Raw genomic sequence first — 23,619 nt, forward strand, 5'->3', positions numbered from 1 at the left:
CCTAGTGTTGGGGTTTAACGCTTATCGTTTTTTTTGCTGCCGGTTTTGGCTTCACGCCCTCTTTCGGAATCTTCAATCCCGTCGCGCTCAGGGCCAAGCCGTTCTGGTACCGCATATCTATCGTCTCTATATCGGACAGGTGCTCCACCAGTTGCGGATAAATCCCCGTCAGCCGGTCCACCCTTTCCTTCAACGTGGTGCTGGTCTGCTCGCGCCCCAGCGCCACGCTCATGCCGTTGTTGAGCCGTACCGTCCACGCGTAGCGGCTCGACAGCGACAACGCCTCCGGCACCAGCTTGAGCGGCGCGAACCAGCCACGCAGCTCGTCGTACCGCGACAGCACTTCCTTCTCGCTGCCTTCCGGTCCGTCGAACGCCGGCAGGTCGTGATCCTCTTCCGCCTCGGCCAGGTTGGCGGTGAACACGTCGCCCTTGGTCGACAGCAGCCGTCCGTCCTCGCCCCACGTGCCCAGCGCCTCATGCTCCTCCAGCGCCACGATCAACTGATCGGGCCACTCGCGGCGCACCGTTGCGCGGCGTACCCAGGGCACCGATTCGAACGCCTGGCGCACCGCGTCCAGGTTGGTCGTGAAGAAGTTGCCCTTGATGCGGCCCAGCGCGTTGTTGCGCAAGGTCAGATGGTTCACGTGCTGTAACTCGTCATGCCCGATGCTCTCGATACGAATGGTGCGCAGGTTGAACGCCGGGCGCTGCGCCACCCACCACACGCCGGCGGCGATGCATGCCAACAGCACCAGGGCGAAAATGCCGTTGGCGGTTGCATTCAAGGCTTTAGCGTCTTGCCACATCTGCTGCTTATCCCTTCATCTTCAAACAGGCCGTGCGCAGGATTTCCACGCACAGGTCTTCATAGCTGATGCCCGTCGCGCGCGCCGCCATCGGCACCAGCGAGTGGCCGGTCATGCCGGGCGAGGTGTTCACCTCTAGCAGGAAGGGCTTCTGATCGCGCTCGCGCAGCAGCACGTCGACCCGTCCCCAGCCCTGGCAACCGAGCGCGCGGTACGCCGCCACGGCGATGCGCTGCATCTCGGCGCTCAGCGCGTCCGGCAGCACCGCCGGACAAACGTATTTGACGTCGTCGGTGAAGTACTTGTTCTGATAGTCGTAGTTACCGGCCGGCGCGATGATCTCGACGATCGGCAGCGCGCGCGCGTCGGCGCCGCCACCCAGCATCGCGACCGTGAACTCGCGGCCGGTGACGAATTCCTCCGCCAGCACCGAGTGGTCCAGCGCGGCGGCGATATCGTAGGCGGCCTTGAATTCCTCGGTCGCGTTGACCTTGGTGATGCCGATGGTCGAGCCCTCGTGCGGCGGCTTGACGATCAGCGGCAGGCCCAGATCGGCGGCGACCTTGGCCAGGTCCGAGTTCGCGTCCAGCACCGCATAGTTGGGCGTCGGCAGGCCGGCGGCCAGCCACACGATCTTGGTGGTGATCTTGTCCATGCCGACCGAGCTGGCCATCACGCCGCTGCCGGTGTAGGGAATGCCCAGCAGTTCCAGCGCGCCCTGCAGGCTGCCGTCCTCGCCGTAGCGGCCGTGCAGCGCGATGAACACGCGGTCGAATTTTTCCGCCGCCAGTTCGGCCAGCGAACGTTCGGCGGTATCGAAAGGATGGGCGTCCACGCCCTTGCTGCGCAGCGCCGCCAGCACGCCGGTGCCGGACATGAGGGAGACTTCGCGCTCGGCGGAACGGCCGCCGAGCAGCACGCCGACCTTGCCGAAAGCTTTTACATCAACAGGAGTAAGCTGGTTCACGATCAGACCTTTGGATAATTAGTCAGTTTGGCCGGGACGCCGCTGATCGAGCCTGCGCCCATGGTGATGACGACGTCGCCGTCGCGCACCACACCCATGATGGTTTCCGGCATATCGCCGATTGCTTCCACAAAAATCGGTTCCGTCTTGCCGCGCGCGCGCAGGGCGTGCGCCAGCGCGCGGCCGTCGGCCGCCACGATGGGCGCCTCGCCGGCGGCGTAGACTTCGGCCAGCACCAGCACGTCCGGCGTGCCGAGCACCTTGACGAAGTCCTCGAACAGGTCGCGCGTGCGACTGAAGCGGTGCGGCTGGAACGCCAGCACCAGGCGGCGGCCGGGATAGGCGGCGCGCGCGGCGGCGGTGGTCACTTCCATCTCCAGCGGATGGTGGCCGAAATCGTCCACCAGCGTGAAGCTTCCGCCGCCCGGGATCGCGACCTCGCCGTATTTGGTGAAGCGGCGGCCGACGCCGGCGAAACCGGCCAGGCCGGCCTGGGTGGCGCTGTCCTCGATGCCGATCTCGCGGGCGATGGCGATCGCCGAGCAGGCGTTCTGCACGTTGTGCATGCCGGGCTGGTTCAGCACCACGTCCAGGTCCGGATAGCCTTCCTGGATGACGGTGAAGTGCATCTCCACGCCGACCGCGCGCGCGTTCACGGCGCGCACTTCGGCGTCCTCGTGGAAGCCGTAGGTGGTCACCGGCTTGGTCACGTGGGGAATGATCGAGCGCACATTGGCGTCGTCGATGCACAGCATGGCGCGGCCGTAGAACGGCAGGCGGTGCGTGAAGTGCACGAAAGCCTGCTTGAGCTTTTCGAAATCGTGCTCGTAGGTTTCCATGTGGTCGGCGTCGATGTTGGTGATCACCTCGATCATCGGCGTCAGGTTCAGGAACGAGGCGTCCGATTCGTCGGCTTCCGCCACCAGATACTCGCCGCTGCCCAGTTTGGCGTTGGCGCCGGCGGCCGTCAGGCGGCCGCCGATGACGAAGGTCGGGTCCAGGCCGCCCTGCGCCAGCACCGACGCCACCAGGCTGGTGGTGGTGGTCTTACCGTGCGTGCCGGCGATGGCGATGCCGCGCTTCAGGCGCATCAACTCGCCCAGCATCACCGCGCGCGGCACGATGGGGATCTTGCGGCTGCGCGCGGCGACGATTTCAGGATTATCCTGTTGTACAGCGGTCGAGGTCACGACGGCGTCGGCGTCGCCGATGTTTTCGGTCGCGTGGCCCTGGAACACTTTCGCGCCCATGTCCGCCAGGCGCTGGGTGACAGCGTTGCTGCCCAGGTCCGAGCCGGAGACGGTGTAGCCGAGCGTGAGCAGCACTTCGGCGATGCCGCTCATGCCGCTGCCGCCGATGCCGACGAAGTGTATGTTCTGTACTTTATGCTTCACTGCTTAACCTTTAACCTTTGCCAGTTTTTCCAATACCTGCGCGATCGATTCGTTCGCATCGCGTTTTCCCACCTTGTGCGCCGCCGTCGCCATCGTCAGGCAGGCGGTACGCGTCAGCGTTTCGAGCAGCGTCGCCACACTGCGCGCGCTCATTTCCGTCTGCGGCATATGGATCGCCGCGTTTTGCTTGGCCATCCACTGCGCGTTGTCGCGCTGATGGCTGGTGGTCGACGCCACCAGCGGCACCAGCACGCTGGCCACGCCGGCGGCGGTCAGCTCCGACACGGTGATGGCGCCGGCGCGGCAGATCACCACGTCGGCCGCGCTGTAGGCGGCGGCCATGTCGTCGATGAAGTCGACCACGTTGGCGTGCACGCCGGCCTGCGCGTACGACGCGCGCAACGCGTCGATATTCTTCTTGCCCGACTGGTGCGTCACCAGCGGACGCTGTTCGGCCGGGATCAGCGCCAGCGCCGCCGGCAGGTTGTCGTTGAGCGCCTTCGCGCCCAGGCTGCCGCCGACAACCAGTATCCGCAGCGGACCTTCGCGGCCGGCGAAACGCTGCGCCGGCAAGGCCATGTCCAGGATCTCCTTGCGCACCGGATTGCCGGTGACGACGGCCTTGCCGGCGGCCTTGCCGAAATCGGCCGGGAAGCCGAAGCACACTTGGTCCGCGAACGGCACCAGCGTCTTGTTCGACAACAGCAGCGCCGCATCGGCGTTGACCAGCGCCAGCGGCACGCCGCCCATGCGCGCCATCAGGCCGCCCGGCACCGTCACGTAACCGCCCATGCCCAGCACCACGTCCGGCTTGCGCTTGCCGATGTAGCCGCGGCAGGCGATGAAGGCCTTGACCATCTTCAGCGCGCCGCCGAGCGAGTGCTTCAAGCCCTTGCCGCGCATGCCGGTGAAGTCGATGCTGTCCATCGCGATGCCGTGCTTGGGCACCAAGTCCTGTTCCATGCCGGCGGAGGTGCCCAGCCAGGTCACGTCCCAGCCGCGCGCGCGCATCGTCTGCGCGATCGCCAGGCCGGGGAAAATGTGACCGCCGGTGCCGGCCGCCATGATCATCAATCGTTTCATAATCTACCGCCACGCATCAGGACCCGGTTCTCGTAGTCGATCCGGAGCAGGATCGCGAGTCCGACGCAGTTAATCACCACACCCGTGCCGCCATAGCTCATCAGCGGCAAGGTCAGGCCCTTGGTCGGCAGCAGGCCAAGGTTCACACCCATGTTAATAAACGTCTGCACGCCGATCCAGATGCCGATGCCCTTGGCCGTCAGGCCGGCGAAGGTCTGGTCGATGGCGATGGCCTGGCGGCCGATATCGAAGGCGCGCTTGATAATCCAGTAGAACAGCGCGATCACCACCAGCACGCCGACCAGGCCCAGTTCCTCGCCGATCACCGCCAGCAGGAAGTCGGTGTGCGCCTCCGGCAGGTAGTGCAGCTTCTCGACGCTGCCGCCCAGGCCCACGCCGAAGATTTCGCCACGGCCGAACGCGATCAGCGAATGGGTCAGCTGGTAAGCCTTGTTCAGGGCGTTGTCCTCTTCCCACGGATTGAGGTAGGCGAAGTAGCGCTCGCGCCGGAACTTCGACAGCGCGATAATCGAACCGAAGATCACCACCAGCACCGCGCCGATGCCGCCGAACCAGATGGCGTTGATCCCGCCCAGGAACAGGATGCCCATGGCGATGCAGACGATCACGCCGAACGCGCCCAGATCCGGCTCCAGCAGCAGCAACAGGCCGACAAAGCCGACCGCCGCCGCCATCGGCATGAAGCCCTTGGTCAGCTTGTGCATGTACTGCTGCTTGCGCACCGTGTAGTCGGCCGCGTACAGCACCGCCACCACTTTCATCAGCTCCGACGGCTGGACGTTGAACACCTTCAGCGACAGCCAGCGGCGGCCGCCGTTGACGACCACGCCCAGGCCGGGAATGAGCACCATCACCAGCAGCACCAGGGTGCCGATGAACAGATACGGCGCCGCCTTCTGCAAGTCGGAGACGCGCGTGCGGAAGACGAACAGGCCGACCACCAGCGACACGGCGATGAACATCGCCTGGCGCTGCAGGAAGTAGGTGTTCTGCCAGCGGATGTAGTTGGCGAACTTGGGCGAATCGGGCAGCGAGATCGACGCCGAATACACCATCACCATCCCCAGTAGCATCAGCAACAAGGTGACCCAGACCAGCGGCTGGTCGTACTCCATCATCTTCGATTGCCGCGCGCGGCTGTCTATCGACGGTACCGTCGATTTCGCGCCAAAACGGAACGGCAGCTGGAGCGGCATCAGATCTCCTGTCCGTTGTCGAGGGCGATATCGCGCACGGTGTCGATAAACACCTGCGCGCGATGCGCGTAGTTCTTGAACATGTCCATGCTGGCGCAGGCCGGCGACAGCAGCACGGCGTCGCCGCCCTTGGCCAGCTCGCTGGCGCGCTTGACGGCCGCCGGCAGATCGGTGCCGCAGTCCACCAGCTCCACGCCGGACGGCTCCAGCGCGGCGCGCAGCAGCGGCGCGTCGCGGCCGATCAGCAGCACGGCGCGCGCGTAACGCGACACCGGCTCGGCCAGCGGCGCGAAGTCCTGGCCCTTGCCGTCCCCGCCCATGATGACCAGCAGGCGCTGCTCGGCGCCGGTGAAGGCCTTGCCCAAGCCGTTCAACGCGGCCACGGTGGCGCCGACGTTGGTGCCTTTGCTGTCGTCGTAGTATTCGATGTCGTTGATCGCGCCGACCAGTTCCACGCGATGCGGCTGGCCGCGATATTCGCGCAGGCCGTGCAGCAGCGGCGCCAATGGCAGATCGATGGCGCGGCACAGCGCCAGCGCGGCCAGCGCGTTGGCGGCGTTGTGCACGCCGCGAATCTGCAGCGCGTCGGCCGGCATCAGGTTCTTGACCATGCATTCGACCGGCGGCGGCGGCGGATCGTTCTTCTTGCGTTTTTTCGGCTCGGCTTCTTCTTCCGACGGAATCGCGGTCGCCAGCCACAACACGCCGCGCTCGTTATTCAGGCCGAAATCGTCGCGCAAGGTCGGCGCGTCGGTGCCGAAGGTAACGTTCTGGCCGGTGGCGCTGGCCATGCGCATGACGGTGGCGTCGTCGCGATTGAGCACGCGCACGGTGTCCGCCGCGAAGACGCGGTGCTTGGCGGCGGCGTAGGACGGCATGTCGCCGTGCCAGTCCAGATGGTCCTGGGTCACATTCAGCACCGTCGCCGCATCCGGCTCCAGCGTGAAGGTGGTCTGCAGCTGGAAGCTGGACAGCTCAAGCACCCACACCTCCGGCAAGACGTCTTCGTCCAGCACATGGCGCAGCACGTCCAGCGCCGCCGGGCTGATATTGCCGGCCACGCGCACGCTCTTGCCCGCGCGCTCGCACAGCTGTCCGACCAGCGTCGTGACGGTGGTCTTGCCGTTGGTGCCGGTGATGGCGATGATCTTCGGCGTGTAGGCGCGTTCCTTCTCCAGCGATTCCAGCGCTTGCGCGAACAGCTCGATCTCGCCCCAGACGGGAATACCGGCGGCGCTGGCGGCCGGCCCGATCTCGGCCAGCTCGCGGTAAGGCGCCAGACCCGGGCTGACGGCGGCGAAATCGACGCCATCGAGCAGCGCGGCGCCGAAAGGACCGGCGATGAATTCCACATCGGCGATCGCTTCCTTCAGCGCCGGCAAACGCTCCGGCGACTCACGGGTATCGGCAACGCGCACGCGCGCGCCGCTGCGGGCGAGCCACAGCGCCATCGCCAGGCCCGATTCCCCGAGCCCCAATACCAGTGCGTTTTTGCCTTCGTAAATCATCAGCGCAGTTTCAAAGTAGAGAGTCCAACCAGCACCAGCATCATCGTGATAATCCAGAAGCGCACGACGACCTGGGTCTCTTTCCAGCCTTTTTGTTCGAAGTGGTGGTGCAAGGGCGCCATCAGGAACACGCGGCGGCCGACGCCGAAGCGCTTCTTGGTGTACTTGAACCAGCCCACCTGCATGATCACCGACACCGTCTCGGCGACGAAAATACCGCCCATGATGAACAACACGATCTCCTGGCGCACGATGACGGCGATGGTGCCCAGCGCGCCGCCCAGCGCCAGCGCGCCGACGTCGCCCATGAACACTTGCGCCGGGTGCGTGTTAAACCACAGGAAGGCCAAGCCCGCGCCGGCCAATGCGCCGCAGAAGATAATCAGTTCGCCCGCGCCAGGGATGTGCGGAATGAACAGGTACTTCGAATACGTCGCGCTGCCGGTCAGGTACGCGAACAAGCCGAGCGCCGAACCGACCATAATCGTCGGCATGATCGCCAGGCCGTCCAGGCCATCGGTGAAGTTAACGGCGTTGCTGGTGCCGACGATGACACAATATGTCAACGCGATGAAACCCCACACGCCCAGCGGGTAGCTGATGGTCTTGAAGAACGGGACGATCAAGTCGGCCTTGGGCGGCAAATCCATCGAAAAGCCCGACTGCACCCACGCGAAGAACAGTTCGAACACCTTGCCGGCGTTGGGCGCCGACACCGAGAATGCCAGGTACAGCGCGGCGGCCAGGCCGACCAGCGACTGCCAGAAGTACTTTTCCGCCGAACGCATGCCTTCCGGGTCCTGGCGCACCACCTTGCGGTAGTCGTCGACCCAGCCGACGGCGCCGAAGCCCAGCGTGACGACCAGCACCGGCCAGATCAAACGGTTCGACAGGTCGCACCACAGCAGCGTCGACACGCCGATGGCGATCAGGATCAACACGCCGCCCATGGTCGGCGTGCCGTGTTTTTTCAGGTGCGTCTGCGGACCGTCGGTGCGCACGGCCTGGCCGTACTTCATGGCGGTCAGCATGCGGATAACGGCCGGACCGGCGCACAGGCCGATCAGCAACGCGGTGGCGGCGGCGAACACCGCGCGAAAGGTGATGAAGTTAAAGACCCGCAGGGGGCCGATCTCGTCCTGGAAAAACTGTGCGAGCCAGAGCAGCATGATTAGTGACTTTCCTTGTTAGCTTGTTGCGATCCAATCAAATGCTGCACGACCCGTTCCATTTTCATGAAGCGGGAGCCCTTGATTAATACGGTTGCATTCGGTGCGACGGCTGCCTCCACGGCAGCCAGCAAGTCGCCGAACTGTTCGAAATGGCGAATGGCGTCCCCCTTCATGTGGGATGCCAGTTCGCCGACGGTCAGCACCTGTTCGATGCCTTTACTGTGCGCGTAAGCGCCGATTTCTTCGTGAAACTCGCGGCCCTGCGTGCCCACTTCGCCCATGTCGCCCAGCACCAGCACGCGCGGCGCGGCGGCCCTGGACAGCACGTCGATCGCCGCGCGCACCGAATCCGGATTGGCGTTGTAGGTGTCGTCGATGACGACGGCGCCGTTGGCCGCGGCCTTCTTTTGCAGCCGGCCGCTGACGGGCGCGAAGGTGTCGAGTCCCAGCTTGATCTTTTCCAGCGCGATGCCGGCGGCGTAGGTGCACGCCACGGCGGCCAGCGCGTTGCGCACATTGTGCTCGCCCGCCGCCTGCAGGTTGACGAAAAACTGCTCCGGCGCGGCGTCGTCCGAGGAGCGGATAGTGACGAACATCTCGCTGCCGAAGTCGCCGGCGCGGAAGGTGCAACTGACCTCGGCGTCCTTGGTCAGGCCGAAGCGGATCATGCGGCGGCCGGCCGACAGCTCTTCCCAGATCGGCGTGAACTCGTCGCCATGCGGGAATACGGCCACGCCATCGGCGGGCAGGCCGGCCAGCACGGCGCCGTTCTCGCGCGCGACCGCTTCCACCGTGTGCATGAACTCCTGGTGTTCGCGCTGGGCGTTGTTGACCATGGCGATGGTCGGCTCGGCGATGGCGACCAGGCGGCCGATCTCTCCCGGATGGTTCATGCCCATCTCGATGACGGCCGACTCCTGCTTCGCCTCCATGCGGAACAAGGTCAGCGGCACGCCGATTTCGTTATTCAGATTGCCGCGCGTAGCCAGCCGGCCCTCTTCGCCATGGGCGGCGGCCAGGATCGCCGCGATCATTTCTTTGACCGTGGTTTTGCCGTTGCTGCCGGTGACGCCGATGACGGGCATGGCAAACTGCCGGCGCCAGTGGTTGGCGATCCGCCCCAGCGCGGCCAGGGTGTCCGGTACGACGATCGCCGCGATCTTGGTCGACTCGGACCAGCCCTCCGGCAGCTCCTCGACCACGACGGCGGCGACGCCCTTCTCCGCGACCTGCGCGAGGAAGTCGTGGGCGTCGAAAACTTCGCCGCGCAAGGCGACGAACAAAGAACCTGCGAATACATTGCGGCTGTCGGTCGACACGCCGGAAAATACAACTTCACCCGATTCGGCGGAGGCATTCACCAGCCGCGCGCCCGGGAGGGAAGGCAGAATCTGTGCGAGTGCTGCACGCATCAATTCGTCCTCATCATGGTTAAACGTGCCGACAACGCCAGCTGCGCGTGGTCGACATCCGAAAATGGCAGTTTCTTGCCTTTGATTTCCTGGTACGGCTCATGGCCTTTGCCGGCCAGCAGAATGACATCCGGCTTGGCGGCGTGCTTGATCGCCGACAGGATGGCGGCGGCGCGGTCGTCCAGCGTCTGCACCGTCGATGCCGGATTGTTGCGGTCCATACCGGCGACGATCTGCTCGATGATCGAGTGCGGATCCTCGCTGCGCGGATTGTCACTGGTGACCAGCACATGGTCGGCCATCTGCGCGATCTTGCCCATCTGCGGGCGCTTGCCCGGATCGCGGTCGCCGCCGCAGCCGAACACGCACCACAGCTGGCCACCACGGTCGGTGGCCACGGCACGCAGCGCCGCCAGGGTTTTTTCCAGCGCGTCCGGCGTGTGCGCGTAATCGATGACGATCATCGGCGCGTCCTGGCCGCCGACCTGCTGCATGCGGCCCGGCGCCGGCCGCAGCGCCTCGAGCGCCTCGATGGCGGCGCGCAGGCCCAGGCCCTTGGCCAGCATCGCGCCCATCACGCCGAGCGCGTTGCTGATGTTGAAGTGGCCAACCAGCTTGGTCTTGATCAGCGCCACGCCCAATGCCGACTCCAGATGGAACTCGGTGCCGGCGCTGCGGGTGCTGCGGAACTGGCTGGCGCGCAGCATCAGCACGCCGTCGATGTCCGGCTGCGCGGCTTTGTCGCGCAAGGTATAGCCGATCAACGGAATGGCGCCAGCCAACGGCGCCTTCGATTTCAAATGCGCGATCAGGCGCAAGCCCATCGGATCGTCCAGGTTGACCACGGCCGTCTTCAGGCCCGGCCAGTCGAACAGCTTGACCTTGGCCGCCTCGTACGCGGCCATGTCGCCGTGGTAGTCCAGATGGTCGCGCGTCAGGTTGGTGAACAGCGCGACGTCGAAGTGCATGCCCGCCAGGCGGTCCTGCGCCAGGCCGATCGACGATGCCTCGATCGCCAGCGAGGCCGCGCCCTGCTCGCGCAGGCCGGCCAGGGTGCGCGCCAGCAGCACCGCGTCCGGCGTCGTATAGCCGGTGACGTCGTATTCGACCTCGCCGCGCGCGCGGAACACGCCCACGCCCAAGGTGCCGATGACGGCGGCCGGCTCGGCGCCGCGCGACAAGGCCTGGCCCAGCCACACCGCGCTGGAGGTCTTGCCGTTGGTGCCGGTCACGGCGACGGTGAACATCGCCGCATCCGGCTGCTGGTAGAACGCGTGCGCGATCAGGCCGGCCTGCTGCTTAAGATTGTCGACGGCGATGTACGGCACGCTCCAGCTGTCGTTCCAGGTGAAGCCGGCGGGGTCCAGCACGATCAGCGCGGCGCCCTGCTCGATGGCGCCGTCGATGAAGGCGCGGCCGTCGGCGCCGTTGGTGGCATCCGCCGCGAAAGCAAAAAACACATCGCCCAGCTTGATGCGGCGCGAATCGGACGCCAGCTGCGCGTTCGGCGCCAGCTTGCGGATCGCCGCTGCAATGGCTTGGAAATCCGCCATCGGGTCGAAGTTAGAAGTCGTCACATGTTCTCCTGTGCTGCTGACTCAGGAATGATGATATGGGTCAGGTCCGAATCCGGCGCGATGTTCTTCGCGCGCAGGGCCTGGGCGGCCAGCGCCGAGAACACCGGGCCGGCAACGTCGCCGCCGACGTGCACCGGACCACCCGGTTCGTCGATCATGACGGCGATAATGAAGCGCGGGTCCGACATCGGCGCCATGCCGACGAAGTTACCGATGTATTTGGTGTGCGAATAGCGGCCGCCGACGACCTTTTGCGCGGTGCCGGTCTTGCCGCCCACGCGGTAGCCGGGCACCTGCGCCTTGACGGCCGAACCGCCCGGCTGCGTGACCATCTCCAGCATCTCGCGCATCTCGGCCGCCGTCTTGGCGCTGACCACCGGCGTGCCGTGCGGCGCCTCGTGCACCTTCTGGAACGACAGCGGAATGATGTCGCCGTTGCGCGCGTAGACCGTGTAGGCGCGCGCCAGCTGGATCAGCGACACCGAGATGCCCTGGCCGAAGCTCATGTTGGCCTGCTCGATCGGGCGCCACGATTTATACGGACGCACGCGGCCGGCCACGGCGCCGGGGAAGCCCCACTTGGGCTGCTGGCCGAAACCGAGCTTGGTGAACATCTCCCACATGTCCTGCGCCGGCATGCCCAGCGCGATCTTGGAGGTGCCGATGTTGGACGACTTCTGGATGATGCCCTGCACGTCGATCATATAGTGCGGGTGGGTGTCGTGGATGACGCGGTCGGCGATCACCATCGAGCCGTTGCCGGTGTCGAACATGGTGTGCGGCTTGATGCGGCCCTCGTCGAGCGCCAGGCCCACGGTGAACGGCTTGAGCGACGAACCGGGTTCGAAGGTGTCGGTCATCACGCGGTTGCGCAGCTGCTCGCCGGTCAGCTTGGAGCGGTCGTTCGGATTGTAGGTGGGCCAGTTGGCCAGCGCCAGCACCTCGCCGGTGTGCACGTCCAGCACCACGGCGGCGCCGGCCTTGGCGTGGAATTTCTCCACCGCGTCCTTGACCTGCGTGAAGGCGATGTACTGGATCTTGCTGTCGATCGACAGGGTCAGGTCCTTGCCGTCGTGCGGCTCGCGGATCGATTCGATATCCTCGACGATGTGGCCCAGGCGGTCCTTGATCACGCGGCGGCTGCCCGGCTGGCCGACCAGCGTTTTCTGCTGCGCCAGTTCCATCGATTCCTGGCCCACGTCCTCGACGTTGGTGAAACCGACGACGTGGGTCGTCACTTCGCCCTGCGGGTAGAAGCGCTTGTATTCCTTGCGGGTCTGCACGCCCTCGATGCCCAGCTTGAGGATCTGGTCGGCGACGTCCTGCTCGACCTGGCGCTTCAGATAGACGAAGCCGCGGTCGGAGTCGAGTTTTTTCTGCAGCTCGGCGTTGCTCATGTCGAGCAGTTTGGCCAGCTGTTTCAGTTTATCGGCGGGCGCGTTCTGGACGTCGTCCGGGATCGCCCAAATGGCCTTGACGGGCACCGACGACGCCAGCACCTGGCCGTCGCGGTCGGTGATCTTGCCGCGCGTGGCCGGCAGGTCCAGCGTGCGGGCGTAGCGGATCTCGCCCTGCTTTTGCAGGAACTGGGTCGACACGCCCTGCAGCCACACGGCGCGCCCGGCCAGCGCGGCGAAGGCGAAGAACAACACGAACAGCACCACGCGCGAACGCCATACCGGCAGGCGCACCGCCAGCACGGGGTTCTTCGAAAACGGCACGCCCTTGGAGCGTGCCACGCGCGAGGTGCTCGCATTGCTGCCGCGGCTCATTTCGATCCCTCCGGCGTCAGGTACTGCGTGCGCGCCGCCGTCAGCGGCGTCATGCCCAGGTCGCGGCGCGCGATCTCCTCGATGCGCGCGTGCTTGCCCAAGGTCGACTGGTCCAGCTGCAGCTGCGCCCATTCGATGTCGAGCTGGCGCGCCTGCGACTGCGTGCGTTCCAGTTCGATGAACAGGTGGCGCGCCTGGTATTGCGCGTTGACCAGCGACAGGCCGCAGCCGACCAGCAGCGCCGTCAGCACCAGGTTGATCTTGCCGCTCATGCCGCCCCCTCTGGAATCGGGAGGCGCCGCGCCACCCGCATCACCGCCGAGCGGGAACGGGGGTTGGCGTCGATTTCAGCGTCGGACGGCTTCATCTTGGCCAGCAGCTTGAGCTCCGGCTGCGGCAAATCGGCCGCGCGGATCGGCAGGCGCCGGTCCGGCTGTTCGACATTGGCCTTGGACGCGAAGAAGCGCTTGACCATGCGGTCCTCCAGCGAATGGAAGCTGATGATCGCGATGATGCCGCCCGGCGCCAGGCTGGCGTAGGCCTGGTTCAAACCGACTTCGAGGTCTTCAAGCTCCTTATTGATGAAAATCCGGATAGCTTGAAATGTGCGGGTGGCCGGGTCCTTGCCCTTCTCCCGAGTCTTGACCGCGCCTGCCACGATACCGGCAAGCTGTCGTGTGGTTGAAATTGGTTCGACTGCCCTGCGAGCAACAATCGCCTTTGCAATCTGAAAAGCAAACCGTTCTTCCCCATATTCCTTGATCACCTTTTCCAGTGTCTGTTCGGTTTCCGTGGCAAGCCACGCCGCCGCCGACATGCCGCGCGTGGTATCCATGCGCATGTCGAGCGGGCCATCGTTGCGGAAGCTGAAGCCGCGCGCGGCGTCGTCCACCTGCGGCGACGAGATGCCCAGGTCGAGCAAAATGCCGTCGACCTTGCCCACGCCGCGCTCGGCCAGCGCCGCCGTCATCGTGGCGAAGCTGTCGTGGACGATGGTGAAGCGCGGGTCGTCGATTTGTTCGGCGGTGGCGATGGCCTGCGGGTCCTTGTCGAAGGAGATCAGGCGCGCGTTGGCGCCCAGCTTGGACAGGATCAGGCGCGAATGGCCGCCGCGGCCGAAGGTGCCGTCGACGTAGACGCCGTTTGCGCGGGCGCCGTCGAGCGTCAGCGCCAGGGCGTCTACCGCTTCGTCCAGCAGCACCGTGCGATGCTGAAATTCAGGCACCGTTGTGGATGTCATCACGGGACCTTAGAAAGAGAAATTGGCGAGTACATCGGGGGTGCCGGCTTCAATCGCCTGCTGCTCTTTTTCCGCCTGTTTGGCGGCATCCCAGATTTCGAAGTGGGAGCCCATGCCCATCATCATCACCTCGCGTTCGAGGCCGACGGCGGCCCGCAGTTCCGGCGAAATGAGGATGCGGCCGGCCGTGTCCATTTCGACGTCGGTGGCGTAACCGAGGAAGATCCGTTGCCACGCGCGGGCCTGCATCGGCCACTGGGCAATCTGTTGACGGTGCTGTTCCCACACCGGGCGGGGGAACAGCATGACGCAGCCATCGGGGTGGCGGGTCAGGGTGAGGCGGCCTTCGCATTGGATCGAAAGCGCGTCACGATGCTTGGCGGGGATGGACATCCTGCCTTTTGCATCGAGATTGATTGCGGACGCGCCTTGAAACACGGGATTACCTTTTGACCTCAGTATGGTTAGCGGAGCATGAGCGGCGCCTTTCCGGTTTTCATCTCCCCCGCCGCTAAGTCAGAGGAAATTTCCCACAAAAAGACACTTTTTCACACAGATGCCCACTTTAGAGGATGGAAGAATAGCGGTCAAGCGCTTTCAGGCAAACGAAACAGCGATTTTAGTAATGAAATTAAGGACTTAGCGCAATTCCTTGAAGCCAGCTAGAAATAAAATAACTCGACAAATTAAGTACTTATGAAAGACTGTGAATGTGCTACCTCACTTGCACACATGTGTATGCGTGCACTAAAGCGGTGAAAATGAGCAGGCAAAATAATTGAAATATTTACATATAGTTGCAAAGCGCCAACATTGAAGTGCCAAATTGACAACTAGCCAACAGGCGGACAAATGGCGTCGAAAATGGGGTGGTTTAGTCGGGGAATGGTCGAATGGCGCGCCAGCAGCGCGATGACGGGGAATGTGCAACCTTTTAATAACTACAACTTCAAATTTGCTAGTGAGCAATGACGCCCGGGGCGATGCCTTTTCGACAATCGAGTTGTCTATACAAATGTTGCAGTGCGGTACCGCACCAAAAGCGTCATTATACGCCTGCGGGCGGGTCCAATTCCAGCATGAATTGAAGTAAAAACGGTCAACTTCGATGACAGAATAATAATTTATGTTGCCCAGGCTTTAGACCGGCCCACCGCCCGTGCCCAGCCGTCCATCAGCGCGCCGCGCTGGTCGGCGCCCATCGCCGGATCGAAGCGCCGCTCGCAGGTCCACTGCGCGGCGACCTCCTCGCGGGTCTGCCAGAAGCCCACCGCCAGCCCGGCCAGATAGGCCGCGCCCAGCGCCGTGGTCTCGGTCACGTGCGGGCGCAGCACCGGCACGCCCAGCAGATCGGCCTGGAACTGCATCAGCAGGTCGTTGCGGGCAGCGCCGCCGTCGGCCCGCACCTCGGTCAGCGGAATGTCGCGGCTCGACGCCGCCACGTCCTTCTGCATGGCCGCCATCAGCTCCGCGCTCTGGTAGGCGATCGCCTCGAGCGCGGCGCGGGCGATGTGGGCGCGGTTGCTGCCCCGGCTCAGCCCTACCAGCGCGCCGCGCGCGTACGGGTCCCAGTGCGGCGCGCCCAGGCCGACGAAGGCCGGCACCATGTACACGCCGCCGCTGTCGGGCACACTGGCGGCCAGCGGCTCGACGTCGCACGACTTTTCGATGATGCCCAGGCCATCGCGCAGCCACTGCACGGTGGCGCCGCCCATGAACACGCTGCCCTCCATCAGGTACTCGGTGGCGCCGTCGACGCGCCAGCCGACGGTGGTCAGCAGGCGGTTGTGCGACACCACCGGGTGCTCGCCCAGGTGCATCAGCATGAAGCATCCGGTGCCATAGGTGTTCTTGACCATGCCCGGCGTCAGGCAGGCCTGGCCGAAGGTGGCGGCCTGCTGGTCGCCGGCGATGCCGGCCACCGCGATCGGCGCGCCGAACAGCGCGGCCTTGGTCAGGCCGACCTCCTCGCTCGACGACACCACCTGCGGCAGCATCTGCTCGGGGATGTCGAACAGCTGCAGCAAATCCTGGTCCCAGCGCAGCAGGTGGATATTGAACAGCAAGGTGCGCGAGGCGTTGCTGACGTCCGTCACGTGGCGCCCGGTCAGCTTGTAAATCAGCCAGCTGTCGACGGTGCCGAACGCCAGCGCGCCCTGGCGCGCCCGCTCGCGCGCGCCGGGCACGTGGTCGAGCAGCCATTTGAGCTTGGTGGCGGAGAAGTAGGAATCGAGTTCGAGGCCGGTGATGTCGGCGATCAGTTTGGCCTTGCCGTCGGCGCGCAGCGCGTCGCAGGTGTCGGCGGTGCGGCGGTCCTGCCAGACGATGGCCGGCGCGATCGGCTCGCCCGTCTTGCGGTCCCACACCACGGTGGTCTCGCGCTGGTTGGCGATGCCGATGGCGTGGATCTGGCGGCTATCGACATGATTGTCCTGCAAGACTTTGCGGGCCACGGCCAGCTGGCTGTTCCAGATGTCGTTCGGGTCGTGCTCGACCCAGCCGGGCTGCGGGAAGTGCTGCGGATATTCGGCCGCCGCGCTGCCGCAAATGCGGCCCTGGCGGTCGAACAGGATGGCGCGCGAACTGGTGGTGCCTTGGTCCAAGGCCAGTATGTAGGTTTTCATCGGCACGTCCCCGGGTCGACGCGGTATGCGCGTCGGTCCCGCGGCAGCCGCGAATGTGTATGGATTAGATACGTTATATAAGTTGAAGCAAGCCGATAGGCCGGATTTTGTTACGGCGCGGGCGAACCCGCGCTATGACAGCCATTCCTCTAGGCGCTGGATTACTCCAGCGCTCAAGCTTCCTACCCGCACGCTCCGCGAGCAGCATCATCGCGTGCCTATTTGGAATTGCACCAGGTGGAGGTTACCGCGTTTCACCGTAACTTAATACGCTCGTCTCTGTGGCCCTATTCCTCGCCTTATACCTTGGGCTTGCGCTTGCGGCTTTCGGCGGACGGCCGTTAACCGTCACCCCGCTCTATGGAGTCCGGACCTTCCTCCCGCCAGGCATTACGCGCTGGCCAGCGGCTGTCTGGCTTGCTTCAGGCGGTATTGTAACAGCTAGCGCCAGGCCGATATCGGAATTCCGATATTTGGTGTCGCCATTAGAAAAGCCGGGCGCCGCGCCCGGCCGTAGAATGACGCGTACCCTATCCCCTTGAGGCCAGACTATGACGCACCCAACCCGCACCGGCGGCCAGATCCTGGTCGACGCCCTGAAGATCCACGGCGTCGACACCGCTTTCGGCGTACCCGGCGAAAGCTACCTGGACGTGCTCGACGCGCTGCACGACTCCGACATCCGCTTCATCATCAACCGCCAGGAGGGCGGCGCCGCCTTCATGGCCGACGCCTACGGCAAGATGACGGGCAAGCCGGGCATCTGCTTCGTCACCCGCGGCCCCGGCGCGACCAACGCCTCGATCGGCGTGCACACCGCCTACCAGGACTCGACGCCGATGATCCTGTTCATCGGCCAGGTCGGCAACGACTTCATCGACCGCGAAGCCTTCCAGGAGATCGACTACCGCCGCATGTACGGCCAGATGGCCAAGTGGGTGGCGCAGATCGACCGCGCCGAGCGCATTCCCGAATACCTGGCGCGCGCCTTCCAGGTCGCCACCAGCGGCCGGCCCGGCCCGGTGGTGCTGGCGCTGCCCGAGGACATGCTGATCGATACGGCCGAGGTCGCTGACACGCGCCGCTACCAGGCGGTGCAAGCGTCGCCGTCGGCGGCGCAGATCGACGTGCTGCGCGCCATGCTGGCCAGCGCCAAAAAGCCGCTGGTCCTGCTGGGCGGCGGCGGCTGGAACGCGCAGGCGTGCGCCGACCTGCAGCGCTTCGCCGAGGCCAACGAGCTGCCGGTCGGCTGCGCCTTCCGCTTCCAGGATTTGCTCGACAACGCCCACCCGAACTACATCGGCGACGTCGGCATCGGCATCAATCCCAAGCTGGCCGCGCGCGTGCGCGAGGCCGACGTCATCCTGGCCATCGGCCCGCGCCTGGGCGAGATGACCACCGGCGGCTACGCGCTGATCGCCGCGCCGGTGCCGGCGCAGCGGCTGATCCACGTGCACGCGGACGCCGAGGAACTGGGCAGCGTCTATCAGGCGGAATTGATGATCAACAGCGGCATGCCGCAGATCGCGGCCATGCTGGCGGCGATGGCGCCGGTCGACGCCGGCGCGTGGCGCGCCTCGGTGGCCGAGGCCAAGGCCGAGCTGGCGGCGTGGCAGCTGCAGCCGGCGATTTTCCAGGACGGCCAGGCGCCGCTGGACCTGTGGCAAGTGGTGCAGCAGATCGACAAGATCGCCCCGCACGACACCATCATCACCAACGGCGCCGGCAACTACGCCACGTGGGCGCACCGCTTCCACAGCTACGGCGGCATGCGCACGCAGCTGGCGCCGACCAGCGGCGCGATGGGCTACAGCGTGCCGGCCGGCGTCGCCGCCAAGATCATCGACCCGAAACGCACGGTGATCACCTTCGCCGGCGACGGCGAATACATGATGAACGGCCAGGAGCTGGCGACGGCGGTGCAGTACCAGGCGGGGGTGGTCATCATCGTCTTCAACAACGGCATGTTCGGCACCATCCGCATGCACCAGGAGCGCGACTATCCGGGCCGCGTATCGGGGACGGAGCTGCACAATCCGGATTTCGCCGCGCTGGCGGTGGCGTACGGCGCGCACGGCGAGGTGGTCGACAAGACGGAGCAATTCGGCCCGGCGCTCGAGCGCGCGCTGGCGCACGCCAACCGGCACAATCTGCCGGCGCTGATCGAGTTGCGCTACGACGGCAACCTGATCACGCCCGGCGCCACGCTCGAGACGATCCGCAAGAACGCCGAGGCGGCGAAAAAAACCTAGCCGGCGACGTTCCCACCCCGTATGCGGTTGGCGATACGCGCGCCGCGCCGCTTAGGGGTCGTACCCCCGGTTCCGGATAGGGGCTTCGCCCCGCCGGCCCATTGGCCCGGCCCCCGCTTGGGGGCACGGGTTATCGGATCGCCAAACCAATCAGGACGCCGCCTCGGACGCCGGCGCCTCGACTTCCTTCTCCTTGTTCTTCTTCGTCTCCGGGCACGCGCGGCAGGTGCCGGCCTTGCGCCCGAAATCGGTCACCAGCGGCAGCCGCATCGGCACCGCCTCGTCGCCGCAATAGCCGCCGTCGAGCACCAGCGTCTTGCCGCCGTCGGCGATCTTGCCGCTGATGGTGCGCTCCTCCTCGTCGGGCGGACGCACGGTGAAATACATCTGCCGTCCGCGCGGATCGATATTGACGTCGCTGGCCACCACGGGCCAGCTCAAGCCGCCCGCCGTGTACTCATACAGCACCGTGTCGACCTCCGCGAAGCGCTGCAGCGTGATGCGCTGGCCGCCGAATTCGCCGCTGTCGGCGTGGATGCACAAATCGGAAAACACCACCATGCCGTAACGCGGCAGGCCGCCCGTGGCCGCCGGCTTGCGCGCCGCCTTGGGCGCGGCCAGCACGGCGCACGAAGCGAGCAGCATGGCGCCGAAGGCGGCGCGTCGTTTCATCATCATGGTCGTCATCAATTAAAACGCTTTCAGAAAAGAACAACGGCTGCACCAGGCAGCCGTTGTTGATACTAACTCTGAATGAACAGATTAGAAGCTGTGTTTCACGCCAACGTTGAAGGCCTTGTCGCCCGTACCGGCTTCGGTGTTGTTACCAACGGTGTAGCCAGCGCCGTTTTTGTTTTTGATCTTAGCGTAAGCCAGGTAAGCGCTGGTGCGCTTCGACAGGTTGTACGAGTAGCCAACGCCCCACTGATCAGCGTCACGGTTCGCGAACTCTTTGTCGTTCTTTTTGATGTACGAAGCCATCACGGTGCCGTTGCCGACTGGCGCGGACACGCCGATCAGCGCGTCGGTGCTGTCTTGCGAAGCGACTGGAGCGACAACGTAGCCGAACGAGTTAGCGGTGTTGTTCAAAGGCGCGCTGTTCAGGCCCTTGTCTTTGCCGTAGGCTGCGAACACTTTAACGACTTTGAAGTCGTAGTTGGCGGCGATCAGCGCGTTGTGGCCGATGTTGTTGGTCTTGACGGTGCCGGTGTCGTTGTTACGGTTGTTGTAAGCAGCGGACACGTTCAGGCCCCAGTTGCTGTAGCCGATCGATGCACCCAGCTGACGCTGTGCGCTCGAATCGCCAGCGGTTTCGCCCAGGCTGTACGAAGCAGCGCCCGAGAAACCGTACAGCGATGGGGTCTTGTAGACCACGGCGTTGTCGTTGCGGGTCATCGCGCCGGCAACCGGGAACAGGTTTTTAGCGGTGCCAGCGTAGCCCATTGCGAACGGGTCAGCCACGTCGCGCAGGGTTTCGTAGTAAGGCGTGTACTGACGACCGATGGTCAGGGTACCGGCTTGCTTCGAGCTCAGACCGACGTAAGCTTCGCGGTTGAACAGGCGGTTGTTGGTGTTGTCCAGCGAACCGTCGTCGATGCGCACGCCGGCTTCCAGCTTGAAGATGGCGCTCAAACCGCTGCCCAGGTCTTCAGTGCCTTTGAAACCGATACGGGAAGCCGAAGCGACGCCGCTCTGTACTTTGGTGACGTTACCAGCAGCACCGCCGCGCTCGGAGGTCAGGCCGGCATCGACGATACCGTACATAACGACGTTCGATTGCGCCATAGCTACGTTGCTCAGGGCGCCCAGGATGGCGATGGAGATCAGGGATTTTTTCATTACATGTTTCCTTCAGTTGTGTTGCTGTAAAAAGGCATAGCTAGTAGTGCGGCTAAATACGGTGCTTATCGGCGTCACCAGCAGGCGCCGTATGTGCGTGAGGGCAAACTCCCCAGCTGCCACTGTGCGGTCCCATCAGGCGGAACGCGCTCACTTAGTTGCGGCCGATTTAATCGACGCTCGCAATGTCCGCGGTGCGCAAAGGCACCGGAGGCGGCACTATACTGATGCTTATCGACTCCAGCAAGGGTCAAAAACGTTCATGCTGCAACGCGTCGATCCTTGTCAGATTTTTAAAACATCCGTATTTTACCGCATCGCAATATTTCATGCCGAGCAAGCGAACTAGCCCAGATTTCCGCACGATGAACTTCATGCAGCGACCCGTTTTGCGAGCCGCCCTAGTGACAAATGCAAGATCAATGCATGCGTACTACATCGTTGTCGGACCAAGTAAAAATAGCCACTTTGCTATTTCTGGCGCTATTTTATACTGAAGCCCCGGGAAGGACCTCCCCACTCAATGGTAATAAGCTAACAACCCGCGACAATGTTTGGAGTTGAAATACAGCAAAATAGCCATCAAACCAACTTTGATCATAGTGTTACACCACTAAACCAGTGGTAAATTCTGTCCACGGAGCAACTATTGCGGTGCATCAGCAATTTGTAAGAAATTGCTACCTGTTGCGCACACACCACATATTTCGCACCAATCCGACACATTGTTGCCCCAAAGCAGTGAGAGTACGGCCCCGCCGGCGCCCGGCCCGCATGAGCCGCACTCATATCAGGCACGCCGGCGCGCCGGCTCCGGCAGGCGCGCGGCCGGCACCTCGCGGCTGGCCGACGGCACCACGCGCATCGGCGCCCGCTGCGCCGGCGCCGCATCGAGCCGGAACACGGCCACCAGGCCGGCCAACGCGCCGGCCTGTTCCTGCATGCTGTGCGAGGCGGCCGTGGCCTGCTCCACCAGCGCCGCGTTTTGCTGGGTGACGGCGTCCATCTCGGCGATGGCCGCGTTGACCTGCTCGATGCCGGCCCGCTGCTCCTGGCCGGCCGAGGTGATCTCGCCCATGATATCGGTCACGCGGCGCACGCTGACGACCACCTCCTCCATCGTCGCGCCGGCCTGCTCGACCAGCCTGCTGCCCGCCTCGACCTGGTCGACCGAATCGCTGATCAATTCCTTGATCTCCTTGGCCGCCGCCGCCGAGCGCTGGGCCAGGTTGCGCACCTCGGAGGCCACCACGGCGAAGCCGCGCCCTTGCTCGCCGGCGCGCGCCGCCTCGACGGCCGCGTTCAGCGCCAGGATGTTGGTCTGGAAGGCGATGCCGTCGATCACGCCGATGATGTCGACGATCTTGCGCGACGACTGGTTGATGGAACCCATCGTGTCGACCACCCGCGACACCACGGCGCCGCCCTGTTGCGCCACCGCCGACGCGCTCAGCGCCAGCGCGTTGGCTTCGCTGGCGCTGGCCGCGTTCTGCTGCACCGTGCTGGTCAGCTCCTCCATCGAGGCGGCGGTCTCCTCCAGCGAGCTGGCCTGCTGCTCGGTGCGGGCCGACAGGTCGACATTGCCGGCGGCGATCTGGCCGGACGCGGTGGCGATGGTGTCGGTGCCGGCGCGCACCCGGCCGACGATGTCGGCCAGGCTGTCGCGCATCGACTTCATCGCGAACAGCAGGCTGTCGCGGTCGTTCGGGCGGGTGAGCACCTCGACCGCCAGCTGGCCGGCGGCGATCTGGCCGGCGATCTGGACCGCGTAGTCGGGCTCGCCACCGAGGCGCTTGACCAGCCAGTTGGTGATCGTGGCCGCGCCCAGCGCGCCGAGCACGACGCTGCCGGCCAGCAGGCCGATGATCCACAGGCGCGCCGACGCGTAGGTGGCGTCGCCGTGCCGGGCGGCGTCGATGCCGCCGTCGCCGTACAGCTGGACGAGCTTGTCGATCTGGCCGCGCAACGACACGATCAGCTTGTTCGACTCGCCGCGGATCAGCGCCTTGGCGGCGGCGTCGTCGCCGGCGCGCACGGCCGCGCGGATCTTGCCGTCTTCCACCATGTAGCGCTCCCACATCGACAGGAAGCCGTCATACAGTTGTTTTTCCTCCGCCGTGGCGATCAGCTTGACGTAATCGGCCTGCATCCTGCCCAGGTCGACCAGGTCGTTGGCGATCACCTTGTCGTACTTGTCCATGTCCTTGGGGTCGCTGGAGATGATGTACTGGAACTCGCGGGTGCGCACGCGCGCCACCTGCGCCTTGAGGTCCTGCACCACGCGCATCGCCGGCATCCAGCGCGACGACAGCGCCGCCGCGGTGGCGTTGACTTGCGCCAGCTGGGCGATCGAGAACATGCCGACCACGGCGGTCAGCAGCAGCACGGCGGCGAACGCCATGCCCAGCTTGGTGGCCAGTTTGAGGTCTTGTAGCCATTTCATGATTTGATTCCTTAAAAGAGGTCGTCCGGGGGCGGGTGTCGGCGCAGCGGCGACACGGCCCACCGGCATTAACAAGAAGCTAACTATGCTGTAATTTCCACAAGGCAATATCGTACTTCATTGCAACATTTCCTGCTTGGAATGAAAGACCGGGCGGCCCGGCCAGGCCGCCGGTGCGGCCGAGGCCGCATGTTTCCTGGGAAAACCGCGCAAATGCCCGCCAAAACGGCCGCCAAACAATCCCTCAGGTATTGCCAAGACAACCAACATTCGCACGGCGAATACGTAGTTTCCACATGGACATATTTGTT

At 64.7% G+C, this 23,619-nt stretch carries 18 protein-coding genes and 1 other RNA gene; 1 reads left to right on the forward strand and 18 read right to left on the reverse strand.

Translation table 11 applies throughout. The annotated features are described in order from the left end of the window. Position 1 precedes the first annotated feature (1 nt). The 15 genes from JOD97_RS25540 to rnpB form a co-directional block, all read right to left on the reverse strand. The gene (locus JOD97_RS25540) at positions 2–808 is read right to left on the reverse strand and encodes a cell division protein FtsQ/DivIB (protein WP_209724834.1); all 807 of its coding nucleotides are present in this window, start codon (positions 806–808) and stop codon (positions 2–4) included. 7 nt (positions 809–815) lie between these two features. Continuing rightward, entirely contained in the window at positions 816–1,775 is a 960-nt protein-coding gene (locus JOD97_RS25545) for a D-alanine--D-alanine ligase (protein ID WP_209724836.1), read from the reverse strand. A 2-nt stretch (positions 1,776–1,777) separates the two neighbouring features. Beyond that, complete coding sequence (gene murC, locus JOD97_RS25550; RefSeq protein ID WP_209724838.1) at positions 1,778–3,169, reverse strand: UDP-N-acetylmuramate--L-alanine ligase; 1,392 nt, start codon at positions 3,167–3,169, stop codon at positions 1,778–1,780. 3 nt (positions 3,170–3,172) lie between these two features. Further along, positions 3,173–4,252 carry an undecaprenyldiphospho-muramoylpentapeptide beta-N-acetylglucosaminyltransferase gene (gene murG / locus JOD97_RS25555; RefSeq protein WP_229264724.1) on the reverse strand — a complete coding sequence of 360 codons (1,080 nt, stop codon included), beginning with the start codon at positions 4,250–4,252 and terminating at the stop codon, positions 3,173–3,175. Beyond that, positions 4,249–5,469, reverse strand: coding sequence for a putative lipid II flippase FtsW (gene ftsW / locus JOD97_RS25560; protein WP_209724840.1), 1,221 nt, complete (start codon positions 5,467–5,469; stop codon positions 4,249–4,251). Before ftsW ends, murG begins: the two co-directional genes overlap by 4 nt. Beyond that, positions 5,469–6,977 carry a UDP-N-acetylmuramoyl-L-alanine--D-glutamate ligase gene (gene murD, locus JOD97_RS25565; RefSeq protein WP_209724842.1) on the reverse strand — a complete coding sequence of 503 codons (1,509 nt, stop codon included), beginning with the start codon at positions 6,975–6,977 and terminating at the stop codon, positions 5,469–5,471. Before murD ends, ftsW begins: the two co-directional genes overlap by 1 nt. Next, positions 6,977–8,146, reverse strand: coding sequence for a phospho-N-acetylmuramoyl-pentapeptide-transferase (gene mraY, locus JOD97_RS25570; protein WP_209724844.1), 1,170 nt, complete (start codon positions 8,144–8,146; stop codon positions 6,977–6,979). The genes murD and mraY overlap by 1 nt, the downstream gene beginning before the upstream one ends. 2 nt (positions 8,147–8,148) lie before the next feature. Then, entirely contained in the window at positions 8,149–9,561 is a 1,413-nt protein-coding gene (gene murF / locus JOD97_RS25575; protein ID WP_209724846.1) for a UDP-N-acetylmuramoyl-tripeptide--D-alanyl-D-alanine ligase, read from the reverse strand. Next, on the reverse strand, positions 9,561–11,114 hold the full coding sequence (locus JOD97_RS25580; RefSeq protein WP_209725368.1) for a UDP-N-acetylmuramoyl-L-alanyl-D-glutamate--2,6-diaminopimelate ligase: 1,554 nt from the start codon (positions 11,112–11,114) through the stop codon (positions 9,561–9,563). Before JOD97_RS25580 ends, murF begins: the two co-directional genes overlap by 1 nt. A gap of 20 nt (positions 11,115–11,134) precedes the next feature. After that, positions 11,135–12,910 (reverse strand): penicillin-binding protein 2, encoded by a 1,776-nt coding sequence (locus tag JOD97_RS25585; protein ID WP_209724848.1) that lies wholly within the window; start codon positions 12,908–12,910, stop codon positions 11,135–11,137. Further along, positions 12,907–13,182 (reverse strand): cell division protein FtsL, encoded by a 276-nt coding sequence (gene ftsL, locus JOD97_RS25590; protein WP_209724850.1) that lies wholly within the window; start codon positions 13,180–13,182, stop codon positions 12,907–12,909. Before ftsL ends, JOD97_RS25585 begins: the two co-directional genes overlap by 4 nt. After that, positions 13,179–14,150, reverse strand: a complete 972-nt coding sequence (gene rsmH, locus JOD97_RS25595) for a 16S rRNA (cytosine(1402)-N(4))-methyltransferase RsmH (RefSeq protein WP_209724852.1) — start codon at positions 14,148–14,150, stop codon at positions 13,179–13,181. The genes ftsL and rsmH overlap by 4 nt, the downstream gene beginning before the upstream one ends. A gap of 9 nt (positions 14,151–14,159) precedes the next feature. Next, complete coding sequence (mraZ, locus tag JOD97_RS25600; RefSeq protein WP_090316576.1) at positions 14,160–14,588, reverse strand: division/cell wall cluster transcriptional repressor MraZ; 429 nt, start codon at positions 14,586–14,588, stop codon at positions 14,160–14,162. 686 nt (positions 14,589–15,274) lie between these two features. Beyond that, positions 15,275–16,774, reverse strand: coding sequence for a glycerol kinase GlpK (gene glpK, locus JOD97_RS25605; RefSeq protein WP_209724854.1), 1,500 nt, complete (start codon positions 16,772–16,774; stop codon positions 15,275–15,277). 80 nt (positions 16,775–16,854) lie between these two features. Beyond that, positions 16,855–17,198: RNase P RNA component class A (rnpB, locus tag JOD97_RS25610), an RNA gene on the reverse strand. Between the two features lie 127 nt (positions 17,199–17,325). Between rnpB and JOD97_RS25615 the strand changes: the two genes are divergently transcribed. Then, positions 17,326–19,026, forward strand: a complete 1,701-nt coding sequence (locus tag JOD97_RS25615; protein ID WP_209724856.1) for a thiamine pyrophosphate-binding protein — start codon at positions 17,326–17,328, stop codon at positions 19,024–19,026. A 150-nt stretch (positions 19,027–19,176) separates the two neighbouring features. Here JOD97_RS25615 and JOD97_RS25620 read toward each other — a convergent pair whose 3' ends face one another. The 3 genes from JOD97_RS25620 to JOD97_RS25630 all read right to left on the reverse strand — a co-directional run bounded on the left by JOD97_RS25620 (position 19,177) and on the right by JOD97_RS25630 (position 23,308). After that, entirely contained in the window at positions 19,177–19,704 is a 528-nt protein-coding gene (locus JOD97_RS25620; RefSeq protein WP_209724858.1) for a hypothetical protein, read from the reverse strand. 84 nt (positions 19,705–19,788) lie between these two features. After that, the gene (locus JOD97_RS25625) at positions 19,789–20,865 is read right to left on the reverse strand and encodes a porin (RefSeq protein ID WP_209724860.1); all 1,077 of its coding nucleotides are present in this window, start codon (positions 20,863–20,865) and stop codon (positions 19,789–19,791) included. Positions 20,866–21,655: 790 nt separating this feature from the next. Further along, a complete protein-coding gene (locus JOD97_RS25630) occupies positions 21,656–23,308 on the reverse strand; it encodes a methyl-accepting chemotaxis protein (protein ID WP_209724862.1) in 1,653 nt (550 codons plus the stop codon). Positions 23,309–23,619 lie beyond the last annotated feature (311 nt).

It is taken from the genome of Duganella sp. 1411, from assembly GCF_017833525.1.
Taxonomy (GTDB): domain Bacteria; phylum Pseudomonadota; class Gammaproteobacteria; order Burkholderiales; family Burkholderiaceae_D; genus Rugamonas.